The sequence below is a fragment of the Massilia cavernae genome (assembly GCF_003590855.1).
GTDB lineage: Bacteria > Pseudomonadota > Gammaproteobacteria > Burkholderiales > Burkholderiaceae_D > Telluria_A > Telluria_A cavernae.
This window is the reverse complement of record NZ_QYUP01000012.1, coordinates 17,565-38,543: the sequence shown is the minus strand read 5'-3', so window position 1 is coordinate 38,543 and position 20,979 is coordinate 17,565. Positions and strand designations below refer to the sequence as shown.

Here is a 20,979-nt window from a genome sequence, read left to right as displayed (position 1 = left end):
CCGCATGCGCCACGGCATATGCACCATAACGGGAGTGTATTCGCACCAGACTGCGGCCAAAGCCCCAGTGGTGCACTGATCCCCCTAGCCTCTCAAGACATTCCTTCGCACCGCCGACAGCTCTATAGCGTAAAATCCAACTCGCTGTTTTTGTCCTGATGTAAGGCTGCCAAATGCGTTACCTGAACCATCTCCTCCTGGCCGCACTGGTCAGCTTGTCCACTTGCGCGCAGGCGCGCGGGCCGTCCGGCCAGCCCGGCCAGTTCGGACTCCTACGCGGTGCGCTCAGCTGGTCGCCGTCGTACGGCCACGGCGCGCACGACACCGAGCAGTGCGCCGTTGGCCGCGGCTGGCTTTGTGCTGCACGGATGTGGCCGCAATACGAGCATGGCTTATCCGAAAGCTGCTCGACCGAGAAGCTTTCGCCGCAGGTGAAGGCGGAAGTACCGCCGCTGTCCAATCCGCCAAACTGGTCGGGCCACGAATGTGAACAAGCACGGCACCTGCTCGGGCCCTCGACCGACCGGCTACTTCAACCTGTCGGCGAAGCTGAAGAACCAGGTCGTTATCCCGGCCCCGTTCCAGCGTCCGACGGCGCCGGTGCGCACCAGCTACAACGACTTCGTCAAGGCGTTCAAGGCAGCCAACCCGAAAACCCAGCCGTATTCGGTGCTGCCGTTCTGCGCAGGCGGCGGGCGCTACCTGCGCGAGGTCCACGTCTGCTACGACAAGGCCGGCGCGTCGCGAAGCTGCAGCGAAGGCCAGATCAAGCGCAGCTATAAAAGTTGCCGCCAGGAGAGCTTCGTACTGGAGAGCGTGCGCTGACCATTTCAGGGTAAGCTTCCGTATCAAACTACGGAGACTCCCTGATGAAAATCCTGATGGTTTTGACCTCGCATGAGCAGTTGGGCGATACCGGCAAGAAAACCGGTTTCTGGCTTGAGGAATTCGCCGCGCCCTATTACGTGTTCAAGGATGCCGGCGCCAACATCACGCTGGCGTCGCCCAAAGGCGGGCAGCCGCCGCTCGATCCGAAGAGCGACGAGCCGGGTGCCCAGACCGAAGCCACCAAACGCTTCAAGGACGATCCCGAAGCCGCCATCGCGCTGGCCAACACACTTCCGCTGTCCGAGATCTCCGACGGCGACTACGACGCCGTGTTCTACCCGGGCGGCCACGGTCCTTTGTGGGACCTCGCCACCGACAAGCGGTCGATCAAGATCATCGAAACCATGTACGGGGACGGCAAGGTGGTGGCGGCCGTTTGCCACGCGCCGGCGGCCTTCATCAACGCCACCGGGCAGGACGGCGGCCCGCTGGTACGCCACAAGCGCGTGACCGGGTTCTCGAACAGCGAGGAGGAAGCGGTCGGTCTGTCGAAAACCGTTCCCTTCCTGCTGGAAGACGCGCTGCTCGAAAGCGATGCCCGCTACAGCCGCGGGCCGGACTGGCACCCGTATGTGGTCACCGAAGGAAGCCTGGTCACGGGACAGAACCCTGCGTCGTCGGCGCCCGCGGCCGAGGAAGTGTTGCGCATCCTGGGCGCCTACCGCAAACAGGAATAATTCAGCCGCCCTTCCCGTTTTCCAAGTGCGTTTACAGCGCGCCTTCGCCTTTTTAGAAAATCTTTACGCCGGCTTCGATAAGCTTTCCTTCGTGGCTTCCATGCCCACGACTGCATAAGCTTATCGATTAAAAACCACAGTAAGGATTCATCATGAAGAAGACGATTCTCGCTACCGCCGTACTGGCGGTCCTGGCGACCGGCTACGTACGCGCCGAAGAAGCGAAGCCTGAACACGAGATTAGTTTCAACGCAGCCGCCACCTCGGACTACCGCTACCGCGGCATTTCGCAGACGCGCCTGAAGCCCGCGCTGCAGGGCGGCGTGGATTACGCTCACTCCCCGTCGGGTTTCTACGCAGGCGCCTGGGCTTCCACCATCAAATGGACGAAGGACGCAGGCGGCGATGGAAACATCGAACTCGACCTGTACGCAGGCAAGCGCGGCCAGCTCGGCGCGGACCTTGCCTACGACATCGGCGTGCTGACCTATGTGTATCCATCGAACGGCCTGGCCCACGTGCCCGGTTTCGTCAGCGCGAACACGACCGAAATCTATGGCCAGCTCGGCTTTGGCCCCGCTTACGCCAAATACTCGCACTCAGTGACCAACCTGTTCGGTTTCGTCGACAGCAAGAACAGCGGCTACCTCGACCTGGGCGCGAACATCGAAGCGGCTGCCGGCACGATCATCAACCTGCACGCCGGCCACCAGCGCGTGGAGAACAACTCGGCCGCCAGCTATACCGACTGGAAAGTGGGCATCACCAAGGACTTTGGCGTGGTCACCGGCGCACTCGCGCTGATCGGTACCAATGCCGGCAAGACCGCGTATGCATCGCCTACAAACGGCAAATTCCTCGGCAAGAACGCACTCGTACTGACCGTCAGCAAGACCTTCTGATCAATGCCCGGCGGCGCGATTTTTACACCTTGTTTACATCCCGCCGCCAGGTCTTTACAAAATTTTTAGCCTGATCTGGCTACTCTTCTTCTTATCAAAACCAACAATGGTGAGGGTGTAATGGACTTTGTATTTATCGGGGGCCTCCTGCTGGGATTCGCCCTCGTCGTGGCGTTCGCCGCCGGCTGCGCCAAACTGGGAGGCACGCAATGAACCACTTCTACATTATCGGCGCCATCGTGTCGGCCGCCCTGCTGGTCTACCTGATCGTCGCCCTGCTGAAAGCGGAGGACCTGTGATGACGACCCAATCCGCTCTCCTTCTCGCCGCCTTCCTCGTGGCGCTGCTTGCGCTTGCCTACCCGCTCGGTGTCGTCCTGGCGCGCGTCGGCGACGGCGGCCGCGTTCCCGGCCTTGGCTGGCTTGGCCCCGTTGAACGCCTTCTGTACCACGCCGCCGGCGTCGATGCCGGCAAAGGAATGGGCTGGAAGGGCTACGCGATCGCCCTGATGATCTTTAATACGGTTGGCGCGCTGTTCGTCTATGGCATCCAGCGCTTCCAGTCGTACTTGCCGCTCAACCCGCAAGCGATGGCAAACGTGTCCCCGGATTCCTCGTTCAACACTGCGGTCAGCTTCGTTGCGAATACCAACTGGCAGGGCTACAGCGGCGAACAAACCATGAGCTACCTGACGCAGATGCTCGCGCTGACGTGCCAGAACTTCTTCTCCGCCGCCACCGGCATCGCTGTGGCGTATGCGCTGATCCGCGGCTTCAGCTCGCGCTCGGCCAGCTCGATCGGCAATTTCTGGGTCGATATGACCCGCAGCACCCTGTACGTCCTGCTGCCGCTGTCGCTCCTGCTGTCGGTCGTCCTGATCGGGCAAGGCGTGATCCAGAACTTCTCGCCCTACAAGGAAGTCGCCCTGATCGATCCGGTCTCCTATACCCTGCCTGTGAAGTCGGCGGACGGACAACCGGTGCTTGATGCGAAAGGCGTAGCGCTGACGGAAACCGTTGTTGCGCGCACGCAGACCATCGCGATGGGCCCGGCCGCGTCGCAGGAAGCCATCAAGATGATCGGCACCAATGGCGGCGGCTTCTTCAACGCCAATTCGGCGCACCCTTACGAAAACCCTACCCCGCTGTCGAACTTCCTGCAGATGCTGGCGATCTTCCTGATTCCGGCTGGCCTGTGCTTCGCATTCGGCCGCATGGTCGGCGACCAGCGCCAGGGCTGGGCGGTACTGGCGGCCATGACGGTGATCTTCGTCGCCGCCACGGTAGCGATCATGGTCGCGGAACAGCAGGCCCACCCTGCACTAGCGCCGATGGGCGTCGACCAGACTGCCACCCTGACCCAGGCCGGCGGCAACATGGAAGGCAAGGAAACGCGCTTCGGCATCAGTGCCAGCGCCCTGTTCGCCGCCGTGACTACCGCTGCGTCGTGCGGCGCCGTCAATGGGATGCATGACTCGTTCACGCCCCTGGGCGGCATGGTGCCCATGGTGCTGATGCAGCTTGGCGAAGTGGTATTCGGCGGCGTCGGTTCCGGCCTGTACGGCATGCTGGTGTTCGCGATCATGGCCGTGTTCATTGCGGGCCTGATGATCGGCCGCACTCCGGAATACCTGGGCAAGAAAATCCAGGCCTACGACATGAAGATGATGTCGCTGACGATCCTCGTGACGCCAACGCTGGTACTGGCGGGAACCGCGATTGCGGTACTGCTCGACGTCGGCAAGGTCGGCATGGCCAATCCGGCCGCACACGGCTTCTCGGAAGTGCTGTACGCATTCAGTTCGGCGGCCAACAACAACGGCAGCGCGTTCGCTGGACTGTCGGCCAACACCCCGTTCTATAACACCATGCTGGCGATCGCCATGTGGTTCGGCCGCTTCGCCGTCATCGTGCCGGTACTGGCTATCGCCGGTTCGCTGGCCGCCAAGCCGCGGCTGCAGGCCAACTCCGGCACCATGCCGACGCATGGCCCGATGTTCATCGGCCTGCTCGTGGGCGTGGTCATGCTGATCGGCGTGCTGAACTATGTCCCGGCCCTCGCGCTCGGCCCAGTTGTCGAACATCTGCAGCTTTTCACGGATAAATAAAATGAGCACCCACGAGCATACGATGCCTCAAGCAAGTACGTCACGCCACGGCCTGACGCTTTTCGATTCCTCCTTGATCGGCCCGGCCATCGTCGACGCCTTCAAGAAGCTTGACCCGCGCGTCCAGTTGCGCAGCCCGGTGATGTTTGTCGTTTTCATCGGCAGCATCATCACCACCCTGCTGTACCTGCAATCCCTGTTCGGCCAGGGCGAAGCCAGTTCCGGCTTTATCCTGGCCACCTCGGCCTGGTTGTGGTTCACGGTCCTGTTTGCGAACTTCGCAGAGGCGCTGGCGGAGGGCCGCAGCAAGGCGCAGGCGGCTTCGCTGCGCTCGATGAAACAGACGGTGATGGCGAAGAAGCTGGCGACGCCAAAGCACGGCACCACCTGGCTGCCGGCCCAGGCCGACGACCTGCGCAAGGGACACTATGTGCTGGTCGAAGCGGGCGACGTGATCCCGATCGACGGCGAAGTGATCGAAGGCGTGGCCTCGGTCGATGAAAGCGCCATCACCGGCGAATCGGCGCCGGTCATCCGCGAGTCGGGCGGCGATTTCAGCGCCGTCACCGGCGGCACCCGCGTGCTGTCGGACTGGCTGGTGGTTCAGGTCTCCGTCGATCCTGGCCAGACCTTCCTCGACCGCATGATCGCCATGGTCGAAGGCGCGCGCCGCCAGAAGACGCCGAACGAGATCGCGCTGACCATCCTGCTGCTGGCCCTGACCGTCATCTTCCTGATCGTGACGATGACGCTGCTGCCGTTCTCGCTGTATTCGGTCGGCGTGGCCGGCGCCGGCTCGCCGGTATCGATCACAGTGCTGGTAGCGCTGCTGGTGTGCCTGATCCCGACCACCATCGGCGGCCTGCTGTCGGCCATCGGCGTGGCGGGCATGAGCCGCATGATGCAAGCGAACGTAATCGCCACCTCAGGCCGCGCAGTGGAAGCAGCCGGCGACGTCGATGTGCTGCTGCTGGATAAAACCGGCACCATCACACTGGGCAACCGCCAGGCGTCGCGCTTCATTCCGGCTCCGGGCGTCAGCGAACAGCAGCTCGCCGACGTCGCCCAGTTGGCATCGCTGGCCGACGAAACGCCGGAAGGCCGCAGCATCGCTGTGCTGGCCAAGGAGCGTTTCAACATCCGTGGTCGCGAGATGGCCACCATGCACCACGTGTTCGTGCCTTTCACTGCCCAGACGCGCATGAGCGGCATCGACATCGACACGCGCCAAGTGCGCAAGGGCGCGACCGACGCGGTGCGCCAGTACGTGACGGCACTGGGACATCCGTTCCCGGCCGAAGTGGCGCGTGCGGTGGAAGACGTCTCGCGCAGCGGCAGCACGCCGCTGGTGGTGACCGACAGCGGCCGGGTCATGGGCGTCATCGAGCTGAAGGACATCGTCAAGGGCGGCATCAAGGAGCGCTTCGCCGAGCTGCGCCGCATGGGCATCAAGACCGTGATGATCACCGGCGACAACAAGTTGACCGCGGCGGCGATCGCCGCCGAAGCGGGCGTGGACGACTTCCTGGCCGAAGCCACGCCGGAAGACAAGCTCAAACTGATCCGCAGCTACCAGGCCGAGGGCCGGCTGGTGGCCATGACCGGCGACGGCACCAACGACGCACCCGCGCTGGCACAGGCCGACGTCGCGGTGGCGATGAACTCCGGGACACAGGCGGCCAAGGAGGCCGGCAACATGGTCGACCTGGATTCGAATCCGACCAAGCTGCTGGAAGTGGTCGAAATCGGCAAGCAGATGCTGATGACGCGCGGCTCGCTGACCACCTTCTCGATCTCGAACGATATCGCCAAGTACTTCGCGATCATCCCGGCGGCATTCGTGGGCACCTATCCGCAGCTGAAATCGCTCGACATCATGCAGCTCACCAGCCCCTCTTCGGCGATCATGTCGGCGGTGATCTTCAATGCCCTGATCATCGTGTGCCTGATTCCGCTCGCGCTCAAAGGTGTGCAATACCGCGCCATAGGCGCCGCCGCGCTGCTGCGCCGCAACCTGCTGGTGTATGGCCTCGGCGGCATCCTGCTCCCGTTCGCGGGCATCAAGCTGATCGACATGATCCTGGCGATGCTCAACCTGGCCTGACCCTACATTTTTCGGAGCAAACATGAAATCAACCCTTCGTCCCGCGCTGGTCCTGTTCGGCGCACTCACCCTGGTCTGCGGCGTCCTGTATCCGCTGGCCGTCACCGGCATCGGCCAGGTGGCATTTCCCGAGCAGGTGGAAGGCAGCATCGTCTCGCGCGCGGGCCAGCCGGTCGGCTCGATGCTGATCGGCCAGTCGTTCTCGTCGCCGCGCTATTTCTGGGGCCGTCCATCGGCCACCGGCCCAATGCCGAACAACGCCAGCGGTTCGAGCGGCTCCAACCAGGGCCCGACCAATCCGGCGCTGACGGCAGCCATCCAGGGCCGCGTCGACGCCCTGAAGGCGGCCGACCCGGCCAACACCGCAGCAATTCCGGTGGACCTGGTGACCGCGTCGGGCAGCGGCCTGGATCCGGAAATCAGCGTCGCCGCAGCCGTGTACCAGGCCGGGCGGGTGGCGCGCGAGCGCACCATATCGCCCGAAAAGGTGCTTGAACTGGTCGGGGAACACACACAGGAACGGTATTTCGGCTTCTTCGGCGAGCCGCGTGTGAACGTGCTCGCGCTGAATCTGGCACTGGACGCGGAAAGTGCGCATACTTCCAAGTAACGAAGCTTTGATGCGATCCCATGTTTCCAACTGACGCAAACCGGCCCGACCCGGACGCCCTGCTTGCCCACATCGAGGCCGAGGAGTCCAGGGCTGCGCGCGGCCGGCTGCGCATTTATTTCGGCGCCTCCGCCGGCGTGGGCAAGACCTACGCCATGCTGGCGGCGGCCCGGAAGCTGCAGGCCGATGGCCAGCAACTGCTGGTCGGGGTGATCGAAACCCACGGCCGCAGCGAAACCGCGTCGCTGCTCGAGGGTCTCGAGCAGCTGCCGCTCAAGGAGATCGAATACCGCAGCAAGACGCTGCGCGAATTCGACCTCGACGCCGCCCTCGAACGGCATCCCCCCTTGATCCTGGTGGACGAACTGGCGCATTCGAACGCGCCCGGTTCGCGCCACCCGAAGCGGTGGCAGGATGTCGAGGAGCTGCTGGACGCCGGCATCGACGTGCTTACCACCGTCAATGTCCAGCATCTCGAAAGCCTGAACGATGTCGTCGGCGGCATTACAGGCATACGCGTGGCCGAAACCGTTCCCGATACGGTGTTCGATGAGGCGCACGAAGTCGTGCTGGTCGACCTGCCTGCCGATGAACTGCTGTCGCGGCTCCGGACCGGGCGGGTGTACCAGGCCCCGCAGGCGCAGCGCGCGTCACAAAACTTCTTCAGGAAAGGCAACCTGATCGCCCTGCGCGAACTGGCCTTGCGCCGCACGGCCGACCGCATCGAGGACGACGTGCGCGCCTACCGCGTCGAAAAATCGATCGATGCGATCTGGAAGACCGGCGCCTCCCTGCTGGCCCTCGTCGGACCGCGTCCCGGCTGCGACCATGTGGTGCGCAGCACGGCGCGCCTGGCCGGCCAGCTCGGCACGGAATGGCATGCCATCTATGTCGAAACGCCCGCGTTGCAGCGCCTGCCGGCTGACGAGCGCGAACGCATCCTGAAAACCCTGAAGCTGGCCGAGGACCTCGGGGCAAGCACCGCGGTGCTGTCGGGACGCGACATCGCGCAGGCTGCGCTGGAGTATGCGCGCAGCCATAACCTGTCGAAGATCACGCTCGGGCGCGGCCATCCTTCCTGGCCGTGGCGCACGCCGCATATCCGCGCTCTGGCACACAGCGCTCCCGACATCGACCTGATCGAGATTGGCGACGCGGCCAATCGCCCCGCCAAGCCCGAGCCGCGGATGACCGGGGCTTTCGCCAATCCGGCTGCCTTCAAGACCCGCGCCGTCGGCTACGCGGTCGCCGCCGGTGCAAGCCTGGCGGCAGCGCTCATTACCACGCCGATGCTCGCCTTCCTCGACCTGGCCAACATCGCCATGCTGTTCCTGCTGGTGGTGGTACTTGTCGCAGTACGCTTCGGACGCGGGCCGTCGGTGCTGGCCACCTGCATCAGCGTAGCCTGCTTCGATTTCTTCTTCGTTCCTCCGCGCTTCAGCTTTGCGGTATCCGACCTGCAGTACCTGGTGACTTTCGCGGTAATGCTCGTGGTCGGGCTGATCACGGGGCACCTGACCTCCGGACTGCGCTTCCAGGCGCGCGTGGCGGCACACCGGGAAAGCCGCGCGCGCGCCCTGTACGAATTCGCGCGCGATTTGTCGGGCGCATTGCAAACCGAACAGATCTTCGACACCACCCGCGCCGTACTCGGCAAGGCATTCCGCGCCCGCGCCACGCTGCTGGTGCCGGACGGCGAAGGCCGCTTGCAGCCGCCCGCCACGAGCGAAGCCGCTCCGCCGGTGTCGCTGGATCTCGGCATCGCCCAGTGGGCGTTTGACCATGCCGAGAATGCCGGGCTGGGTACCGATACCCTGCCGGCCAGCCCAATCTTCTACCTGCCGCTGGTGGCGCCGATGCGCACGCGCGGCGTGCTTGCGATCGAACCGGAGCATCCGCGCTGGATCCTGATTCCGGAACAGCGGCAGCAACTCGACACCTTCGCCGCACTGGCCGCGATTGCGCTCGAACGGGTGCATTACATCGAGGTTGCGCAGGGCGCGCTGGTCAACATGGAGTCCGAGCGGCTGCGCAATTCGCTGCTGGCGGCCTTGTCGCACGACCTGCGCACACCCCTCACTTCACTTGTCGGACTGTCCGAATCGCTGGCCGAGTCGCGCCCCGCGCTGGCCCCTTCGCAGCTCGACGCGGCACAGGCCCTGCACCAGGAGGCCCTGCGCATGAGCGCGATGGTAGCGAACCTGCTGGACATGGCCCGCATCCAGAGCGGCGAGATCAGGTTCAACCTCCAGTGGCACGCGCTGGAGGAGGCGGTGGGAAGCGCCCTGCGCGCCAGCGCGCTCACGCTGCGCCAGCACGTGGTCGTCACGAAAGTGCCGCGCGACCTTCCGCTGGTGCGCTTCGACGCGGTCCTGATCGAACGGGTCTTGTGCAACCTGGTCGAAAACGCCGCCAAATACACGCCGCCGGGCTCCCGCATTGTGATCGAGGCGAAGCTGCACGGCAGCTCCGTCAACGTCATCGTTTATGATAACGGCGCCGGGCTTCCACCCGGAAAAGAGGAAGCCCTGTTCGAAAAATTTGCGCGCGGCGAGCGCGAGTCCGCCAAGCCGGGCGTCGGCCTTGGCCTGGCGATTTGCCGCGCGATCGTCGAGGCGCACGGTGGAAAAATAGACGCCGGCGCCTCGCCGGAAGGTGGCGCCGCTTTCGTCTTCTCGCTGCCGCTCGGGACGCCCCCGGCAATGCCCGACCTTGAATCAGAACGTATGGAACCCGAAAATGAGTGACCCCACGCCCACCGTCCTGCTGGTTGAAGACGAACCGCAGATCCGCCGTTTCGTGCGCAGCGCAATGGAAGAGGAAGGATGGCAGGTCTTCGAAGCAGGCACGATGCAACGCGGCCTGATCGACGCCGGCACGCGCAAGCCGGACCTGGTCATACTTGATCTCGGGCTCCCGGACGCCGATGGCGTGGAGTTCATCCAGGACGTACGAAAATGGTCTGCGGTACCAGTGATCGTCCTGTCCGCCCGTACCAACGAAGCGGACAAGATTCGCGCGCTCGACGCCGGCGCCGACGACTACCTCACCAAGCCTTTCGGCGTCGGGGAGTTGCTGGCACGAGTGCGCGCAACCCTGCGCCGCAACCGCACGGGAAGCGGCGCCGATGATGGCGTGGTTCAGTTCGGCGACGTCGCAGTCAACCTGAAAGACCGGCGCGTGACAAAGGCCGGGCAAAATGTCCACCTGACCCCCACCGAATACAGGCTGCTGGCGGCGATGGTGGCAAACGTCGGCCGCGTCGTCACGAACCCGCAGCTGCTGCGCGCGGTGTGGGGTCCATCCAACTCGGAAAACGGCCACTACCTGCGCATCTACATGGGGCACCTTCGCCACAAGCTCGAGGATGATCCGGCCCAGCCGCGCTACCTGATTACCGAAACCGCGGTCGGCTACCGGCTGATTGCGCCTGCCTGAGGCTTCGATGCCGAAGGGAAGAACAGCTGCTGGCCCTGCGGCTTGAACGATGCGATTTTCTGCTGCCCTTCGCTTGAGGTGATCCAGTCGATCAGCTGCATCGCGCCCTTGTGGTTGACGCCCTTGTGCCGCTCCGGATTGACGGCGATGATGCCGTAGGGGTTGTACATCCGCGGGTCGCCCTGCACCAGCACCTCGAGCCCGGTGCGCGCCTTGTAGCTGCTATAGGTGGCTCGGTCGGTCAGCGTGTAGGCCTGCAGTTCCGCCGCCATGTTCAGCACTTCGCCCATGCCGAGGCCCGCCGAGACGTACTTGCCGGTGGCAGGCTGCACGCCCGCCGTCTTCCAGTACGATTTCTCCATCACGTCGGTGCCGGAGTTGTCGCCGCGCGAGATGAATTTTGCATCGCTGGCCGCGATCTTTTTGAACGCCGCGATGACGTCCTTGCCGCCGCTAACTCTAGCGGGATCGGCCGCCGGTCCCGCGACAACGAAGTCGTTGTACATCACGTCGCGCCGGTCGATGCCATGGCCTTCCGCGACAAACTTGTCCTCTGCCCCGCGCGCATGAACCAGCGTGACGTCGACGTCGCCATTCCTTGCCAGTTCCAGCGCCTTGCCGGTGCCGACCGAGATCACGCGCACCTTGCTGCCGGTTTTCGCTTCGAAGGCAGGCAGCAGCCAGGCCAGCAGGCCGGAGTTTTCGGTGCTGGTGGTGGTGGACAGGCGGATCGTTTGCTGCGCATGGGCGAAGGGCGCGATGGCCAGGACGGCAAGTGCGAGGAAGCTACGCAGGTGCATGTGTTCTCCGGTCAGGTTACAAGTGAAAGCGGCGGCTCGCCGCGGTTGGTGTTGCGCCTTTCCAGCCTGCCGTCGCGCAGCTTGATGCGGACCACGCCGGGCAGGCCGATCAGGTCGCGGTCATGGCAGGCCATGACCACGGTCGTTCCTCCTTCAAGCAGCTGCGGTATCAGCGCCAGCACCTGCTCGCGCGCCGCGCCGTCGAGGTTGGAGGTGGGCTCGTCGAGCAGCAGCAGTTTCGGTTCCAGTACCTTGGCGCGCGCCAGCGCCACGCGCTGCTTTTCGCCGCCGGACAGGCGCGCCGGATCGCTGCCGCGAAGGTGCGACACGCCCGCCCATTCCATCGCGTCATCCACGATCCGCGCCAGCTTCGCATTCGGCGTGCCGCGCACCTTCAGGCCATAACCCACATTGTCCGCCACGCTGGTCGAGAACATCACGGGATGCTGGTGCACGTAGACGATCGCGGCGCGCATCGCGGCGGGATACGGGTCCAGCTGCACCGGCTCGCCCGCGAACTCCACGCCGGAAGTACCGGCAAGCTCCAACCCCGCCAGGATGCGCAGCAAGGTGCTTTTGCCGCACCCATTCACGCCGGTCAGCACGTAGGCGCGACCGGCATCCAGCGAAAACGGCGCGATGTCGAACAGAATGCGGTCGCCGAACTGCTTGTGCAGCCTTGCGATGCGGAGCAGGACGGTCACCGCACGCCTCCCGCCGCGTGCGCGTCGCCCTGCAGCAGCATCAGCGCGCCGTTCATCACGAGTGCGATCGTCACCAGAACGATGCCAAGCGCGATCCCTTGCGCGAAATCGCCCTTGCTGGTTTCCAGTGCGATGGCGGTGGTGATGGTGCGGGTTTCACCGGCGATGTTCCCGCCGACCATCAGCGCGCATCCGACCTCGGAGATCACCCGGCCAAAGCCGCTGATCACGGCGGCCATCACGCCGAAGCGCGCTTCGTGCAGCACCGCCGCCATCACGCGCAGCTTCGAGGCGCCGTGCGCGACGGCCGTTTCGGCGAAGCGCGGGTCGGCCGCCTGCACCGCGGCCAGCGTGAACGCCACCAGCACGGGCAGGACGATCAGCACTTGGCCGAAGACGATGCCGGGCTGGGAGAACAGCCAGTGCATCGCGCCCAGCGGCCCATGGCGCGACAACAGCAGGTACAGGAGAAGGCCGATCAGTACCGTCGGCAGCGACAGCGCCGCCTGCACCAGCCAGATCGCTATGCGCCGGCCAGCGAAGCGATGGCTGGCGATGACGTACCCAAGCACTACCGCAAACGGCGCCGCCAGCAGCAGCGCGGCGGCGGTGGTCTTGAGCGACACCCAGATGATTTGCCACAGCGCCGCATCGCCCGACAACAGCAGGCCGAAGGCGGCAATGGTGGCGTCGATCAGCGACATCAGGCGATGCGCGGCGCTGCCTCGAGCAGCTGCGGCTCGAAATCGATGCTGCCGTGCCTTGTCAGCAGAAGGAAGTGCTTGCCGGTGCAGCGCGCAAGCAGCGTCATGCCGACTTTTTCGGCGACCATATGGCCCATCTGCGTGGTGCCCGAGCGCGACAGCAGGAAGGGGATGCCCATCTGCGCGCCCTTGATCACCATTTCGGAGGTAAGGCGGCCGGTGGTGTAGAACACCTTGTCGCCGCCTTCGAGCTGGTCGAGCCACATCCGGCCGGCGATGGCGTCGACCGCGTTGTGGCGGCCCACGTCCTCGATGAAATACAGCAGTTCGCCCGCCTTCGTGAACAGCGCGCAGCCATGTACGGAGCCGGCCTGCTTGTAGATGGATTGCTGGGTGCGGATGGTTTCGACGATGCGGTAGATGGTCGACTGCGCGAGGCGCGCGTCCGGCGGCAGCGCGATTTTGTCGATATCGTCCATCAAGCCACCGAACACGGAGCCCTGCCCGCAGCCGGTGGTGACTACCTTCTTCGAGGTGCGTTCCTCGACGTCGGCAATGCCGTTGCGGGTGACGACGGCCACCGAATCGACCGACCAGTCCACCTGCACCGATACCACGTCGGAGATAGAGCGCACCAGGCGCTGGTTGCGCAGGTAGCCGAGCGTCAGCGCTTCCGGCGCGCCGCCGAGCGTCATCAGGGTGACCAGTTCGCGCTTGTCGACGTAGACGGTGAGCGGGCGTTCGGCGGGAATCGCGATGGTCGAACGGCGTCCGCGCTCGTCCACCACCTCGACGTCATGGGTGAGGCTGGCGGAGGCTTCCGACAGTTGTGGCCGATACCGGAAAGGGGACGCTGTCATGTTGACGATTGTGCCATGTCTTCCAGTATCTGTCCTCCGCCGTACGAGCCCTGTTCCGCCACTTCGCCCCCGAGCGATACGCGGATCGCGCAGTACTTGAACTCAGGAATCTTTCCGTACGGATCCAGCGCGGCGTTGGTGAGCCGGTTGATCGCTGCTTCGTAGTAACAGAACGGGACGAAGATGGCGCCGCGCGGCGAACTGTCGTCGGCGCGCGCGAACAGCGTCACCGTGCCGCGGCGCGACTCGATGGTGATCACGTCGCCCGGCTTGCCGCCCATCGCCGACAGGTCGAGCGGGTGCACCAGCGCCACCGGGTCGGGCTCGATCGCGTCCAGCACCGCGGCACGCCGCGTCATGCTGCCGGTGTGCCAGTGTTCGAGCTGGCGGCCGGTGATCAAGACCATCGGGTAGTTGGTGTCGGGGCGTTCGTCGGCCGGGATGATGTCGGCCGGGACGAAGCGCGCACGGCCCGACTCGCGCGGGAAGGTTTCGGTGAAGACCACAGGCTCGCCGGGGTCGCCCTCCTGCGCGCATGGATAGGTGACCGCGTGCTCGCGCTCCAGCCGCTCCCACGTGATGCCGCCGATGCTGGGCATGGTGCGGCGCATCTCGTCGAACACTTCCGACACGTGCCCGTACTGCCATTCGAGGCCCAGCCTGCGCGCCATCTGCTGGATGATCCACAGGTCCTGCTTCGCGTCGCCGGGCGGGTCGATGGCCTGGCGGCCGATCTGCACCAGGCGGTCGGTGTTGGTGAAGCTGCCGGTTTTTTCCGGGAAGGCGCTGGCGGGCAGGATCACGTCGGCCAGGTAGGCGGTCTCGGTCAGGAAGATGTCCTGCACCACCAGGTGGTCGAGTGCGGCCAGCGATTCGCGCGCGTGGTTGGCGTCGGGATCTGACATGGCCGGGTTCTCGCCCATGATGTACATGCCGCGCACTTCCTTGCGCAAGATCGCGTCCATGATCTCGACCACGGTCAGGCCCGGCGTGCTGTCCAGCGCAGTTCCCCAGGCCTGCTCGAACTTCGCCAGCGCGGCCGGGTTGTCGACGCGCTGGTAGTCGGGGAACATCATCGGGATCAGGCCAGCGTCGGAGGCGCCCTGCACGTTGTTCTGGCCGCGCAGCGGATGCAGGCCGGTGCCGGGACGGCCGATCTGGCCGGTCATCAGCGCCAGCGCGATCAGGCAGCGCGCGTTGTCGGTGCCGTGGATGTGCTGCGAGATGCCCATGCCCCACAGGATCATCGACGCCTTCGACGTGGCGTACAGGCGCGCCACGTAGCGGATGGTGTCGGCGTCGATGCCGCAGATCGGCGCCATCAGCTCGGGGCTGTAGCCGGCCACGTTGCGTTCCAGTTCCTCGTAGCCGATGGTGCGGCTTTCAATGAACCCTTTGTCGACCAGGCCTTCGCTGACGATCACGTGCATCATGGCGTTCAGCAGCGCGACGTCGGTGTCGGGCTTGAACTGCAGGTAGCGGTGGGCGGTGCGCGCCAAGTCGGAACGGCGCGGATCGCACACGACCAGCTTCGTGCCGGCCTTGACGGCGTTCTTGATCCAGGTCGCCGCCACCGGATGGTTCACGGTAGGGTTGGCGCCGATGATGATCACCACCTCGGCGCGGGTCACGTCCATCACCGGGTTCGATACCGCGCCGGAGCCTATTCCCTCCAATAGCGCAGCCACCGACGAGGCGTGGCACAGGCGGGTGCAGTGGTCGACGTTGTTGCTGCCGAAACCAGTGCGCACCAGCTTCTGGAACAGGTAGGCTTCCTCATTGCTGCCCTTGGCGGAGCCGAAGCCCGCCAGCGAGCGCTTGCCGTAGGTGTCGCGGATGTTCGCGAGCTTGCCGCCCGCCGCTTCGAGGGCTTCTTCCCACGTCGCTTCGCGGAACACGTCCAGCACGCGATCCGGATCCATCGTGAAGTCGCCGGATTTGGGCGCGTCGGCGCGGCGGATCAAGGGTTTGGTAAGGCGGTGCGGATGGTGCGCGTAGTCGAAGCCGTAGCGGCCCTTCACGCACAGGCGTTCGTGGTTCGCGGGGCCGTCGCGGCCTTCCACGTAAAGGATCTTGTTGTCCTTGACGTTGTAGGTCAGCTGGCAGCCTACGCCGCAGTACGGGCAGACCGAATTGACCTTCTTATCGGGCAGTGCAAGCGCCGCGTCGCGCGCGGGCATCAGCGCGCCGGTTGGGCAGGCCTGCACGCATTCGCCGCAGCCGACGCAGGTGGACGCGCCCATCGGGTCATCCATGTCGAACACGATCTTCGCGTGGTCGCCGCGGAACGCGAGGCCGATCACGTCGTTGACCTGCTCGTCGCGGCAGGCGCGCACGCAGCGCGTGCACTGGATGCAGGCGTCGAGGTTGACGGTGATCGCGGCGTGCGACGCGTCCTGTTGCGGCTGCGCGCGCGCGGCGAAACGCGGCTTGCCGACCGCCAGCTTGCGCGCCCAGGCGTCCACTTCATTGTGGCGCGTGTAGTCGGTTTCCGGCATGTCCGACAGCAGCAGCTCCAGCACCATCTTTTGCGCCGCCACCGCGCGCGGGCTGTCGGTGCGAACCTTCATGCCCGCCGCCGGATAGCGGCAGCATGAAGGCGCCAGCACGCGCTCGCCGTCGATCTCCACCATGCACGAACGGCAATTGCCGGCCGTGTCCATGCCTTCCTTGTAGCAAAGGCGGGGAATATCGATACCAACGCGGTCGGCAACCTCGATCAGCGTTTCACCTGCCGCCGCCTCGACTTCGCGGCCATTGATTTCAAACCTGGTCAGCGCGCTCATTTGGAAAGCTCGTGTGGAAAGTATTGGACAACGCAATCGACGGGGTTGGGCGCCGCCTGCCCGAGGCCGCAGATCGATGCGTCGCGCATCACGTGCGACAGTTCGTCGAGCAACGCAATATCCCAGCGATCCTGCTCAATCAGCGCCAGCGCCTTGGCGGTGCCGACGCGGCACGGCGTACACTGGCCGCATGACTCGTGCTTGAAGAAACGCATCGTGTTACGGGCAGCGGAGACTGCCGTGTCCTGGTTCGATAGCACTACCACTGCCGCCGATCCGATGAAGCAGCCGTACTGCTGCAGCGTGTCGAAATCGAGCGGAATTTCGTTCATCGAGGCGGGCAGGATGCCGCCCGACGCGCCGCCTGGAAGGTAGCCGTAGAACTGGTGGCCGTCCTGCATGCCGCCGCAGTATTCGTCGATCAGCTCCTGCACCGTGATGCCTGCCGGCGCCAGCTTGACGCCCGGCTCCTTTACGCGGCCCGATACCGAGAACGAGCGCAGGCCCTTGCGTCCATTGCGGCCATGGCTGCTGAACCAGTCGGCGCCCTTTTCCAGGATGTCGCGCACCCAGTGCAGGGTTTCGAAATTGTGCTCCAGCGTGGGCAGCCCGAACAGGCCGACCTGCGCCACGTAGGGAGGACGCAGGCGTGGCATGCCGCGCTTGCCTTCAATCGATTCGATCATCGCGGATTCTTCGCCGCAGATGTATGCGCCGGCGCCCCGGCGCAGCACAAGCTTCGGCATGCCAGCCATTGACGGATCGGCGCGCAGCTTGTCCAGCTCCTTTTCCAGCATCGCACGGCAGCCGTGGTATTCGTCGCGCAGGTAGATGAAAATAGTTTCGACGCCAACCACCCACGCTGCGATCAGTGCGCCTTCGATAAATCGGTGCGGGTCGCGTTCGAGGTAATGGCGGTCCTTGAAGGTGCCGGGTTCGCCCTCGTCGATGTTGACGGCCATCAGGCGCGGGCCGGCTTCGGCGCGAACGATGCGCCACTTGCGCCCGGCCGGAAAGCCCGCGCCACCAAGGCCGCGCAGGCCGGAACTTTCCATGGTGGCGATGACCGCCTCGGCGTCGCGCCGCCCTTCCACGCATTCGCGCAGCAGTGCATAGCCGCCGGCGGCGCGGTAGGCGTCGTAATCGATAAAGCCTTCGGGGACGTGGGTGGTTTCGCCAGCCGCTACCCTGGCGGCGATGGATTCAACGTTCGCGTGCGGCACCGGGTGCTGCCCCACCAGTACGGCCGGCGCCTGCTCGCAGCGGCCGATGCACGGGCTGCCGATGACGCGCACCTCGCGGCCGAGGATCGTGGGCAGCCTGTCGAGCAGCTCGCGCGCGCCCGCCATTTCGCAGGACAAGCCGTCGCATACGCGCACCGTCAGCGCCGCCGGGGCCTCCTCGCCTTCCTTGACGACGTCGAAGTGATGGTAGAAGGTGGCCACCTCGTACACCTCGGTTTGCGCCAGCTTCATCTCCTGCGCCAGCGCGGCCAGGTGGGCGGCGGACAGGCATTTGTACACATCCTGGATCTTGTGCAGGTGCTCGATCAGCAGGTCCGGCTGGCGCGATTCGGCGCCCAGCAGCCTCTGCACCTCTGCCAGGGCCTGCGGGTCGACGCGGCGGCCCTTGGGCGCCTGGCGTTTGCGCTCGCGGCTGGCTCCCTGCACGGCGATGGGAATGATTGGATGGTTCATCAGATTTGCTCCGAGAAACGTCGTCCTTCGGGACGGGGAGTGAAAGGAGCCGACTGCGCAGCAGTCGATGTCTTGGTCTTAAGTGTGGAACCATGGCCGAGAATGACTGTCGAACCTGGATGAAACTGGTTTACCGCTACCGCGTCAAGTCGCTGACCGGCTTGTTGAACAAGCAGGCCCGGGCAGTCAACTTCGTCTGGAACTACTGCAACGACAGACAAAAGGACGCGCTGCGTTTCGGTCGCCGCTGGCATACCGGTTTCGACCTGATCAAGCTCACCACCGGGTGCAGCAAGGAGCTTGGCCTTCACTCGGGTACGGTCAACGACGTGTGCCAGCAGTACGCCAGGTCGCGCTTCCAGTCGCGCCGTCCCTACCTTCGCTATCGGGGCAGGAAGTCCTCGGGCTGGGTGCCGTTGAAAGGACGTGAACTGAAACGCGAAGGCAATGCCTTCCGCTTCGCCGGCAATACCTTCCGCGTGTTCCATTCGCGCGCGCTGCCCGAGGGCAAAATCACCGACGGGACCAACTTCTCGCGCGACCGGCGCGGCAACTGGTTCCTCAATATCGTCCTTGAAGTACCGGCGCCGCCTGCCCGCTTGCCGGTGCGCGGTGTGGGAATCGACCTTGGTCTGAAAGACCTGGCCATGCTGAGCGACGGCAGTCGCATCGCGGCGCCGCACATCTACCGTGCCAGTGAGGCGGCGCTGGCGGTTGCCCAGCGCGCGCGCAAGAAGAAGCGGGTCGCGGCGATCCACGCAAAGATTGCCAATTGCCGCCGCCATTACCTGCACACCTGCACCAGCGCCATTGTCGGCGCGTTCGACTACATTGTGGTCGGTAATATCAATGCTTCCGCGCTCGCCAAGACCAGCATGGCGAAGTCCGTCTACGATGTCGGCTGGTCGTCCTTCCGCACACAACTGGCGTACAAGGCTGTTAAGCATGGCGCCTGGTTTGAAGAAGTGAACGAAAGCTTTACCACCCAGATCTGCTCGGATTGCGAAAATCTTTTCCAGATTCGATGCCCAAGGGCGGGACCGAAAGGTATCGCAGACCTTGGAAGCATGTTCACAGAACATGCGAAAGAATGGCGTTGTTGTGATTGCGGAGCGGTACATGATCGTGATCTCAATGCTGCGATAAACATTCTCCGTCGCGGACGTGCGACGCTAGCTGTAGGAATCCCCAACCTATAGGTTGGGGAGGACGTCAATGTTCGTGGTTCCAGTTTAATCTCGGGCCCGCACGCAAATATGCTCAAAAAAAGCATATTTAGCCTACATTTCTACTCGTAGTTTTGGAGAATAACACGGTGCATGAATGTTCAAAATAGGCTATTTTTAGCCTATGTTCAAAGTTCAAATCCGTCCCCACTGGGAAATTAGTTTCGATGCGCAAGCGCCGCTGGACACGTCGGCACTGCTCAGTCTGCTGCTAGCTGTACAGGACCAGGGCTCGATCGCGCAGGCGGCGAAATCGGTCAAGCTGTCGTATCGCTACGCCTGGGGACTGCTGCGCGAGGCTGAACGGCTGTTCGGCGCCAGCCTGCTCCAGACCGGGCGCGGGCGTGGAACCAGCCTGACGCCGCTGGCCGAAAAACTGGTCTGGGCCGACCGCCGCATCGCCGCCCGCCTGTCGCCGACGCTCGACAGCCTGGCGTCCGAACTGGAAAGCGAACTGGGGAAGATGGCGGCCGAAAAACTGCAGATGATCCGCATGGACGCCAGCCACGGATTCGCGGTGGCCGCGCTGATGGCCCACCTGGACAAGGTCGAGATGCCGATCGAACTGCGCTACCGGAACAGCACCGATGCGGTGGCGGCGCTGGCGCGCCGCGAGTGCGACCTGGCCGGCTTCCACGTGCCATGCGGCGAATACGAAAAGGCGGCGATGGCCTGGTACACGCGCTGGCTCGATCCTGGCCAGCATTGCCTGGTCCAGCTCGCGGTGCGCCACCAGGGCCTGTTTGTCGCCGCGGGCAATCCCCTGTCCATCGCGGAACTCGCCGACCTGGCCCGGCCCGGCGTGCGCTTCGTTAACCGGCAGGTCGGCTCGGGTACGCGCATGCTGCTCGAACTGATGCTGTCCGCGCAGGGCGTGTCGCCGCACGATATCGGCGGCTTCAGCAGCGCCGAATTCACCCATTCGGCGGTGGCGGCATATATCGCCAGCGGCATGGCGGACGTAGGCTTCGGGGTACGCACGGCCGCGCAGCGCTTCGGCCTGGATTTCATTCCACTGGTGCGCGAACGCTACTTCTTCGCGATGCGGCTCGACGCCGCCGGCGAACCGCTGATGCGGCAGTTCATCGCCATCCTGCAAACACCGGAATATCATGCGCGGGTCGACGAACTGACCGGATACGATGCTGCCGACACCGGCAGGATATTGTCGCTGGACGAAGCCTTCGGCGCGGCTTAGCGGCGGCGCTTTTTCCAGTTGTAGTCGGGACCTGTGACGTCGACGCCGGGATGGCCGACCAGGTCAGGATGTTCGGAGCACATGGTAATGAACTGCACGCCCTCGCCCGCGCGCTGGCGCTTGCGCAGCGCTTCCATGAAGGTCATTGCCGCCACCATCTCGCTGGTGTCGAAACCCTGGGCGTGGGGAGTGGCAGCATCCTCGTCGACAATCGTCCAGTACACCATGTACATCGCCTGCTCCATGAGGAGTTATCAGGCATTATCGTACAACAGCTC

At 64.5% G+C, this 20,979-nt stretch carries 19 protein-coding genes; 11 read left to right on the top strand and 8 right to left on the bottom strand.

What is annotated here, in order from left to right; all coding sequences use genetic code 11:
• The first annotated feature begins 486 nt into the window (after positions 1-486).
• From D3872_RS01405 to D3872_RS01395, 3 genes are all read left to right on the top strand, one after another.
• Complete coding sequence (locus D3872_RS01405) at positions 487-825, top strand: ribonuclease T2 family protein (protein ID WP_119809125.1); 339 nt, start codon at positions 487-489, stop codon at positions 823-825.
• Positions 826-869: 44 nt separating this feature from the next.
• Positions 870-1,565, top strand: a complete 696-nt coding sequence (locus D3872_RS01400; RefSeq protein WP_119809124.1) for a type 1 glutamine amidotransferase domain-containing protein — start codon at positions 870-872, stop codon at positions 1,563-1,565.
• Positions 1,566-1,717: 152 nt separating this feature from the next.
• Positions 1,718-2,467, top strand: a complete 750-nt coding sequence (locus tag D3872_RS01395; RefSeq protein ID WP_119809123.1) for a TorF family putative porin — start codon at positions 1,718-1,720, stop codon at positions 2,465-2,467.
• A gap of 54 nt (positions 2,468-2,521) precedes the next feature.
• Here D3872_RS01395 and D3872_RS25485 read toward each other — a convergent pair whose 3' ends face one another.
• A complete protein-coding gene (locus D3872_RS25485) occupies positions 2,522-2,677 on the bottom strand; it encodes a hypothetical protein (protein ID WP_182915638.1) in 156 nt (51 codons plus the stop codon).
• Between D3872_RS25485 and kdpF the strand changes: the two genes are divergently transcribed.
• The 6 genes from kdpF to kdpE are packed head-to-tail and all read left to right on the top strand — an operon-like array spanning position 2,677 to position 10,726.
• Positions 2,677-2,766 carry a K(+)-transporting ATPase subunit F gene (gene kdpF / locus D3872_RS01390; protein WP_119809122.1) on the top strand — a complete coding sequence of 30 codons (90 nt, stop codon included), beginning with the start codon at positions 2,677-2,679 and terminating at the stop codon, positions 2,764-2,766. The genes D3872_RS25485 and kdpF overlap by 1 nt on opposite strands.
• The gene (kdpA, locus tag D3872_RS01385; RefSeq protein WP_119809121.1) at positions 2,766-4,574 is read left to right on the top strand and encodes a potassium-transporting ATPase subunit KdpA; all 1,809 of its coding nucleotides are present in this window, start codon (positions 2,766-2,768) and stop codon (positions 4,572-4,574) included. The genes kdpF and kdpA overlap by 1 nt, the downstream gene beginning before the upstream one ends.
• Positions 4,575-4,596: 22 nt before the next feature.
• Complete coding sequence (kdpB, locus tag D3872_RS01380; RefSeq protein ID WP_119809138.1) at positions 4,597-6,678, top strand: potassium-transporting ATPase subunit KdpB; 2,082 nt, start codon at positions 4,597-4,599, stop codon at positions 6,676-6,678.
• 22 nt (positions 6,679-6,700) lie between these two features.
• Positions 6,701-7,288 (top strand): potassium-transporting ATPase subunit KdpC, encoded by a 588-nt coding sequence (kdpC, locus tag D3872_RS01375; protein WP_119809120.1) that lies wholly within the window; start codon positions 6,701-6,703, stop codon positions 7,286-7,288.
• Positions 7,289-7,308: 20 nt separating this feature from the next.
• Positions 7,309-10,035: a two-component system sensor histidine kinase KdpD gene (kdpD, locus tag D3872_RS01370; protein ID WP_119809119.1), complete on the top strand. Its 2,727-nt coding sequence runs from the start codon at positions 7,309-7,311 to the stop codon at positions 10,033-10,035.
• Positions 10,028-10,726, top strand: coding sequence for a two-component system response regulator KdpE (gene kdpE / locus D3872_RS01365; RefSeq protein ID WP_119809118.1), 699 nt, complete (start codon positions 10,028-10,030; stop codon positions 10,724-10,726). The genes kdpD and kdpE overlap by 8 nt, the downstream gene beginning before the upstream one ends.
• On the opposite strand, the gene D3872_RS01360 is transcribed toward kdpE, so the two are convergent.
• The 6 genes from D3872_RS01360 to D3872_RS01335 are packed head-to-tail and all read right to left on the bottom strand — an operon-like array spanning position 10,702 to position 18,277.
• Positions 10,702-11,526 carry an ABC transporter substrate-binding protein gene (locus D3872_RS01360; protein ID WP_119809117.1) on the bottom strand — a complete coding sequence of 275 codons (825 nt, stop codon included), beginning with the start codon at positions 11,524-11,526 and terminating at the stop codon, positions 10,702-10,704. The genes kdpE and D3872_RS01360 overlap by 25 nt on opposite strands.
• A gap of 11 nt (positions 11,527-11,537) precedes the next feature.
• On the bottom strand, positions 11,538-12,230 hold the full coding sequence (locus D3872_RS01355) for an energy-coupling factor ABC transporter ATP-binding protein (RefSeq protein ID WP_119809116.1): 693 nt from the start codon (positions 12,228-12,230) through the stop codon (positions 11,538-11,540).
• Positions 12,227-12,934 carry an ABC transporter permease gene (locus D3872_RS01350; RefSeq protein WP_119809115.1) on the bottom strand — a complete coding sequence of 236 codons (708 nt, stop codon included), beginning with the start codon at positions 12,932-12,934 and terminating at the stop codon, positions 12,227-12,229. The genes D3872_RS01355 and D3872_RS01350 overlap by 4 nt, the downstream gene beginning before the upstream one ends.
• Positions 12,934-13,794: a formate dehydrogenase accessory sulfurtransferase FdhD gene (locus D3872_RS01345; protein ID WP_119809114.1), complete on the bottom strand. Its 861-nt coding sequence runs from the start codon at positions 13,792-13,794 to the stop codon at positions 12,934-12,936. The genes D3872_RS01350 and D3872_RS01345 overlap by 1 nt, the downstream gene beginning before the upstream one ends.
• Entirely contained in the window at positions 13,791-16,580 is a 2,790-nt protein-coding gene (fdhF, locus tag D3872_RS01340; RefSeq protein ID WP_119809113.1) for a formate dehydrogenase subunit alpha, read from the bottom strand. The genes D3872_RS01345 and fdhF overlap by 4 nt, the downstream gene beginning before the upstream one ends.
• Positions 16,577-18,277 carry an NADH-ubiquinone oxidoreductase-F iron-sulfur binding region domain-containing protein gene (locus D3872_RS01335; protein WP_119809112.1) on the bottom strand — a complete coding sequence of 567 codons (1,701 nt, stop codon included), beginning with the start codon at positions 18,275-18,277 and terminating at the stop codon, positions 16,577-16,579. Before D3872_RS01335 ends, fdhF begins: the two co-directional genes overlap by 4 nt.
• 119 nt (positions 18,278-18,396) lie before the next feature.
• Here D3872_RS01335 and D3872_RS01330 point away from each other — a divergent pair, with 119 nt between their 5' ends.
• Entirely contained in the window at positions 18,397-19,476 is a 1,080-nt protein-coding gene (locus D3872_RS01330; protein ID WP_119809111.1) for an RNA-guided endonuclease InsQ/TnpB family protein, read from the top strand.
• Positions 19,477-19,627: 151 nt separating this feature from the next.
• Complete coding sequence (locus D3872_RS01325; protein WP_119809110.1) at positions 19,628-20,701, top strand: substrate-binding domain-containing protein; 1,074 nt, start codon at positions 19,628-19,630, stop codon at positions 20,699-20,701.
• Here the strand turns inward: D3872_RS01325 and D3872_RS01320 are convergent.
• Positions 20,698-20,946: a hypothetical protein gene (locus tag D3872_RS01320; RefSeq protein ID WP_370660932.1), complete on the bottom strand. Its 249-nt coding sequence runs from the start codon at positions 20,944-20,946 to the stop codon at positions 20,698-20,700. The genes D3872_RS01325 and D3872_RS01320 overlap by 4 nt on opposite strands.
• Positions 20,947-20,979: the final 33 nt, after the last annotated feature.

Bases quoted from the DNA above. Each gene is read 5' to 3' on its own strand.
- D3872_RS01400 (WP_119809124.1), top strand. From the start codon at position 870: ATGAAAATCCTGATGGTTTTGACCTCGCATGAGCAGTTGGGCGATACC.
- D3872_RS01395 (WP_119809123.1), top strand. From the start codon at position 1,718: ATGAAGAAGACGATTCTCGCTACCGCCGTACTGGCGGTCCTGGCGACC.
- kdpF (WP_119809122.1), top strand. From the start codon at position 2,677: ATGAACCACTTCTACATTATCGGCGCCATCGTGTCGGCCGCCCTGCTG.
- kdpA (WP_119809121.1), top strand. From the start codon at position 2,766: ATGACGACCCAATCCGCTCTCCTTCTCGCCGCCTTCCTCGTGGCGCTG.
- kdpB (WP_119809138.1), top strand. From the start codon at position 4,597: ATGCCTCAAGCAAGTACGTCACGCCACGGCCTGACGCTTTTCGATTCC.
- kdpC (WP_119809120.1), top strand. From the start codon at position 6,701: ATGAAATCAACCCTTCGTCCCGCGCTGGTCCTGTTCGGCGCACTCACC.
- kdpD (WP_119809119.1), top strand. From the start codon at position 7,309: ATGTTTCCAACTGACGCAAACCGGCCCGACCCGGACGCCCTGCTTGCC.
- kdpE (WP_119809118.1), top strand. From the start codon at position 10,028: ATGAGTGACCCCACGCCCACCGTCCTGCTGGTTGAAGACGAACCGCAG.
- D3872_RS01360 (WP_119809117.1), bottom strand. From the start codon at position 11,526: ATGCACCTGCGTAGCTTCCTCGCACTTGCCGTCCTGGCCATCGCGCCC.
- D3872_RS01350 (WP_119809115.1), bottom strand. From the start codon at position 12,934: ATGTCGCTGATCGACGCCACCATTGCCGCCTTCGGCCTGCTGTTGTCG.
- D3872_RS01345 (WP_119809114.1), bottom strand. From the start codon at position 13,794: ATGACAGCGTCCCCTTTCCGGTATCGGCCACAACTGTCGGAAGCCTCC.
- fdhF (WP_119809113.1), bottom strand. From the start codon at position 16,580: ATGAGCGCGCTGACCAGGTTTGAAATCAATGGCCGCGAAGTCGAGGCG.
- D3872_RS01335 (WP_119809112.1), bottom strand. From the start codon at position 18,277: ATGAACCATCCAATCATTCCCATCGCCGTGCAGGGAGCCAGCCGCGAG.
- D3872_RS01330 (WP_119809111.1), top strand. From the start codon at position 18,397: ATGAAACTGGTTTACCGCTACCGCGTCAAGTCGCTGACCGGCTTGTTG.
- D3872_RS01325 (WP_119809110.1), top strand. From the start codon at position 19,628: ATGTTCAAAGTTCAAATCCGTCCCCACTGGGAAATTAGTTTCGATGCG.
- D3872_RS01320 (WP_370660932.1), bottom strand. From the start codon at position 20,946: ATGGAGCAGGCGATGTACATGGTGTACTGGACGATTGTCGACGAGGAT.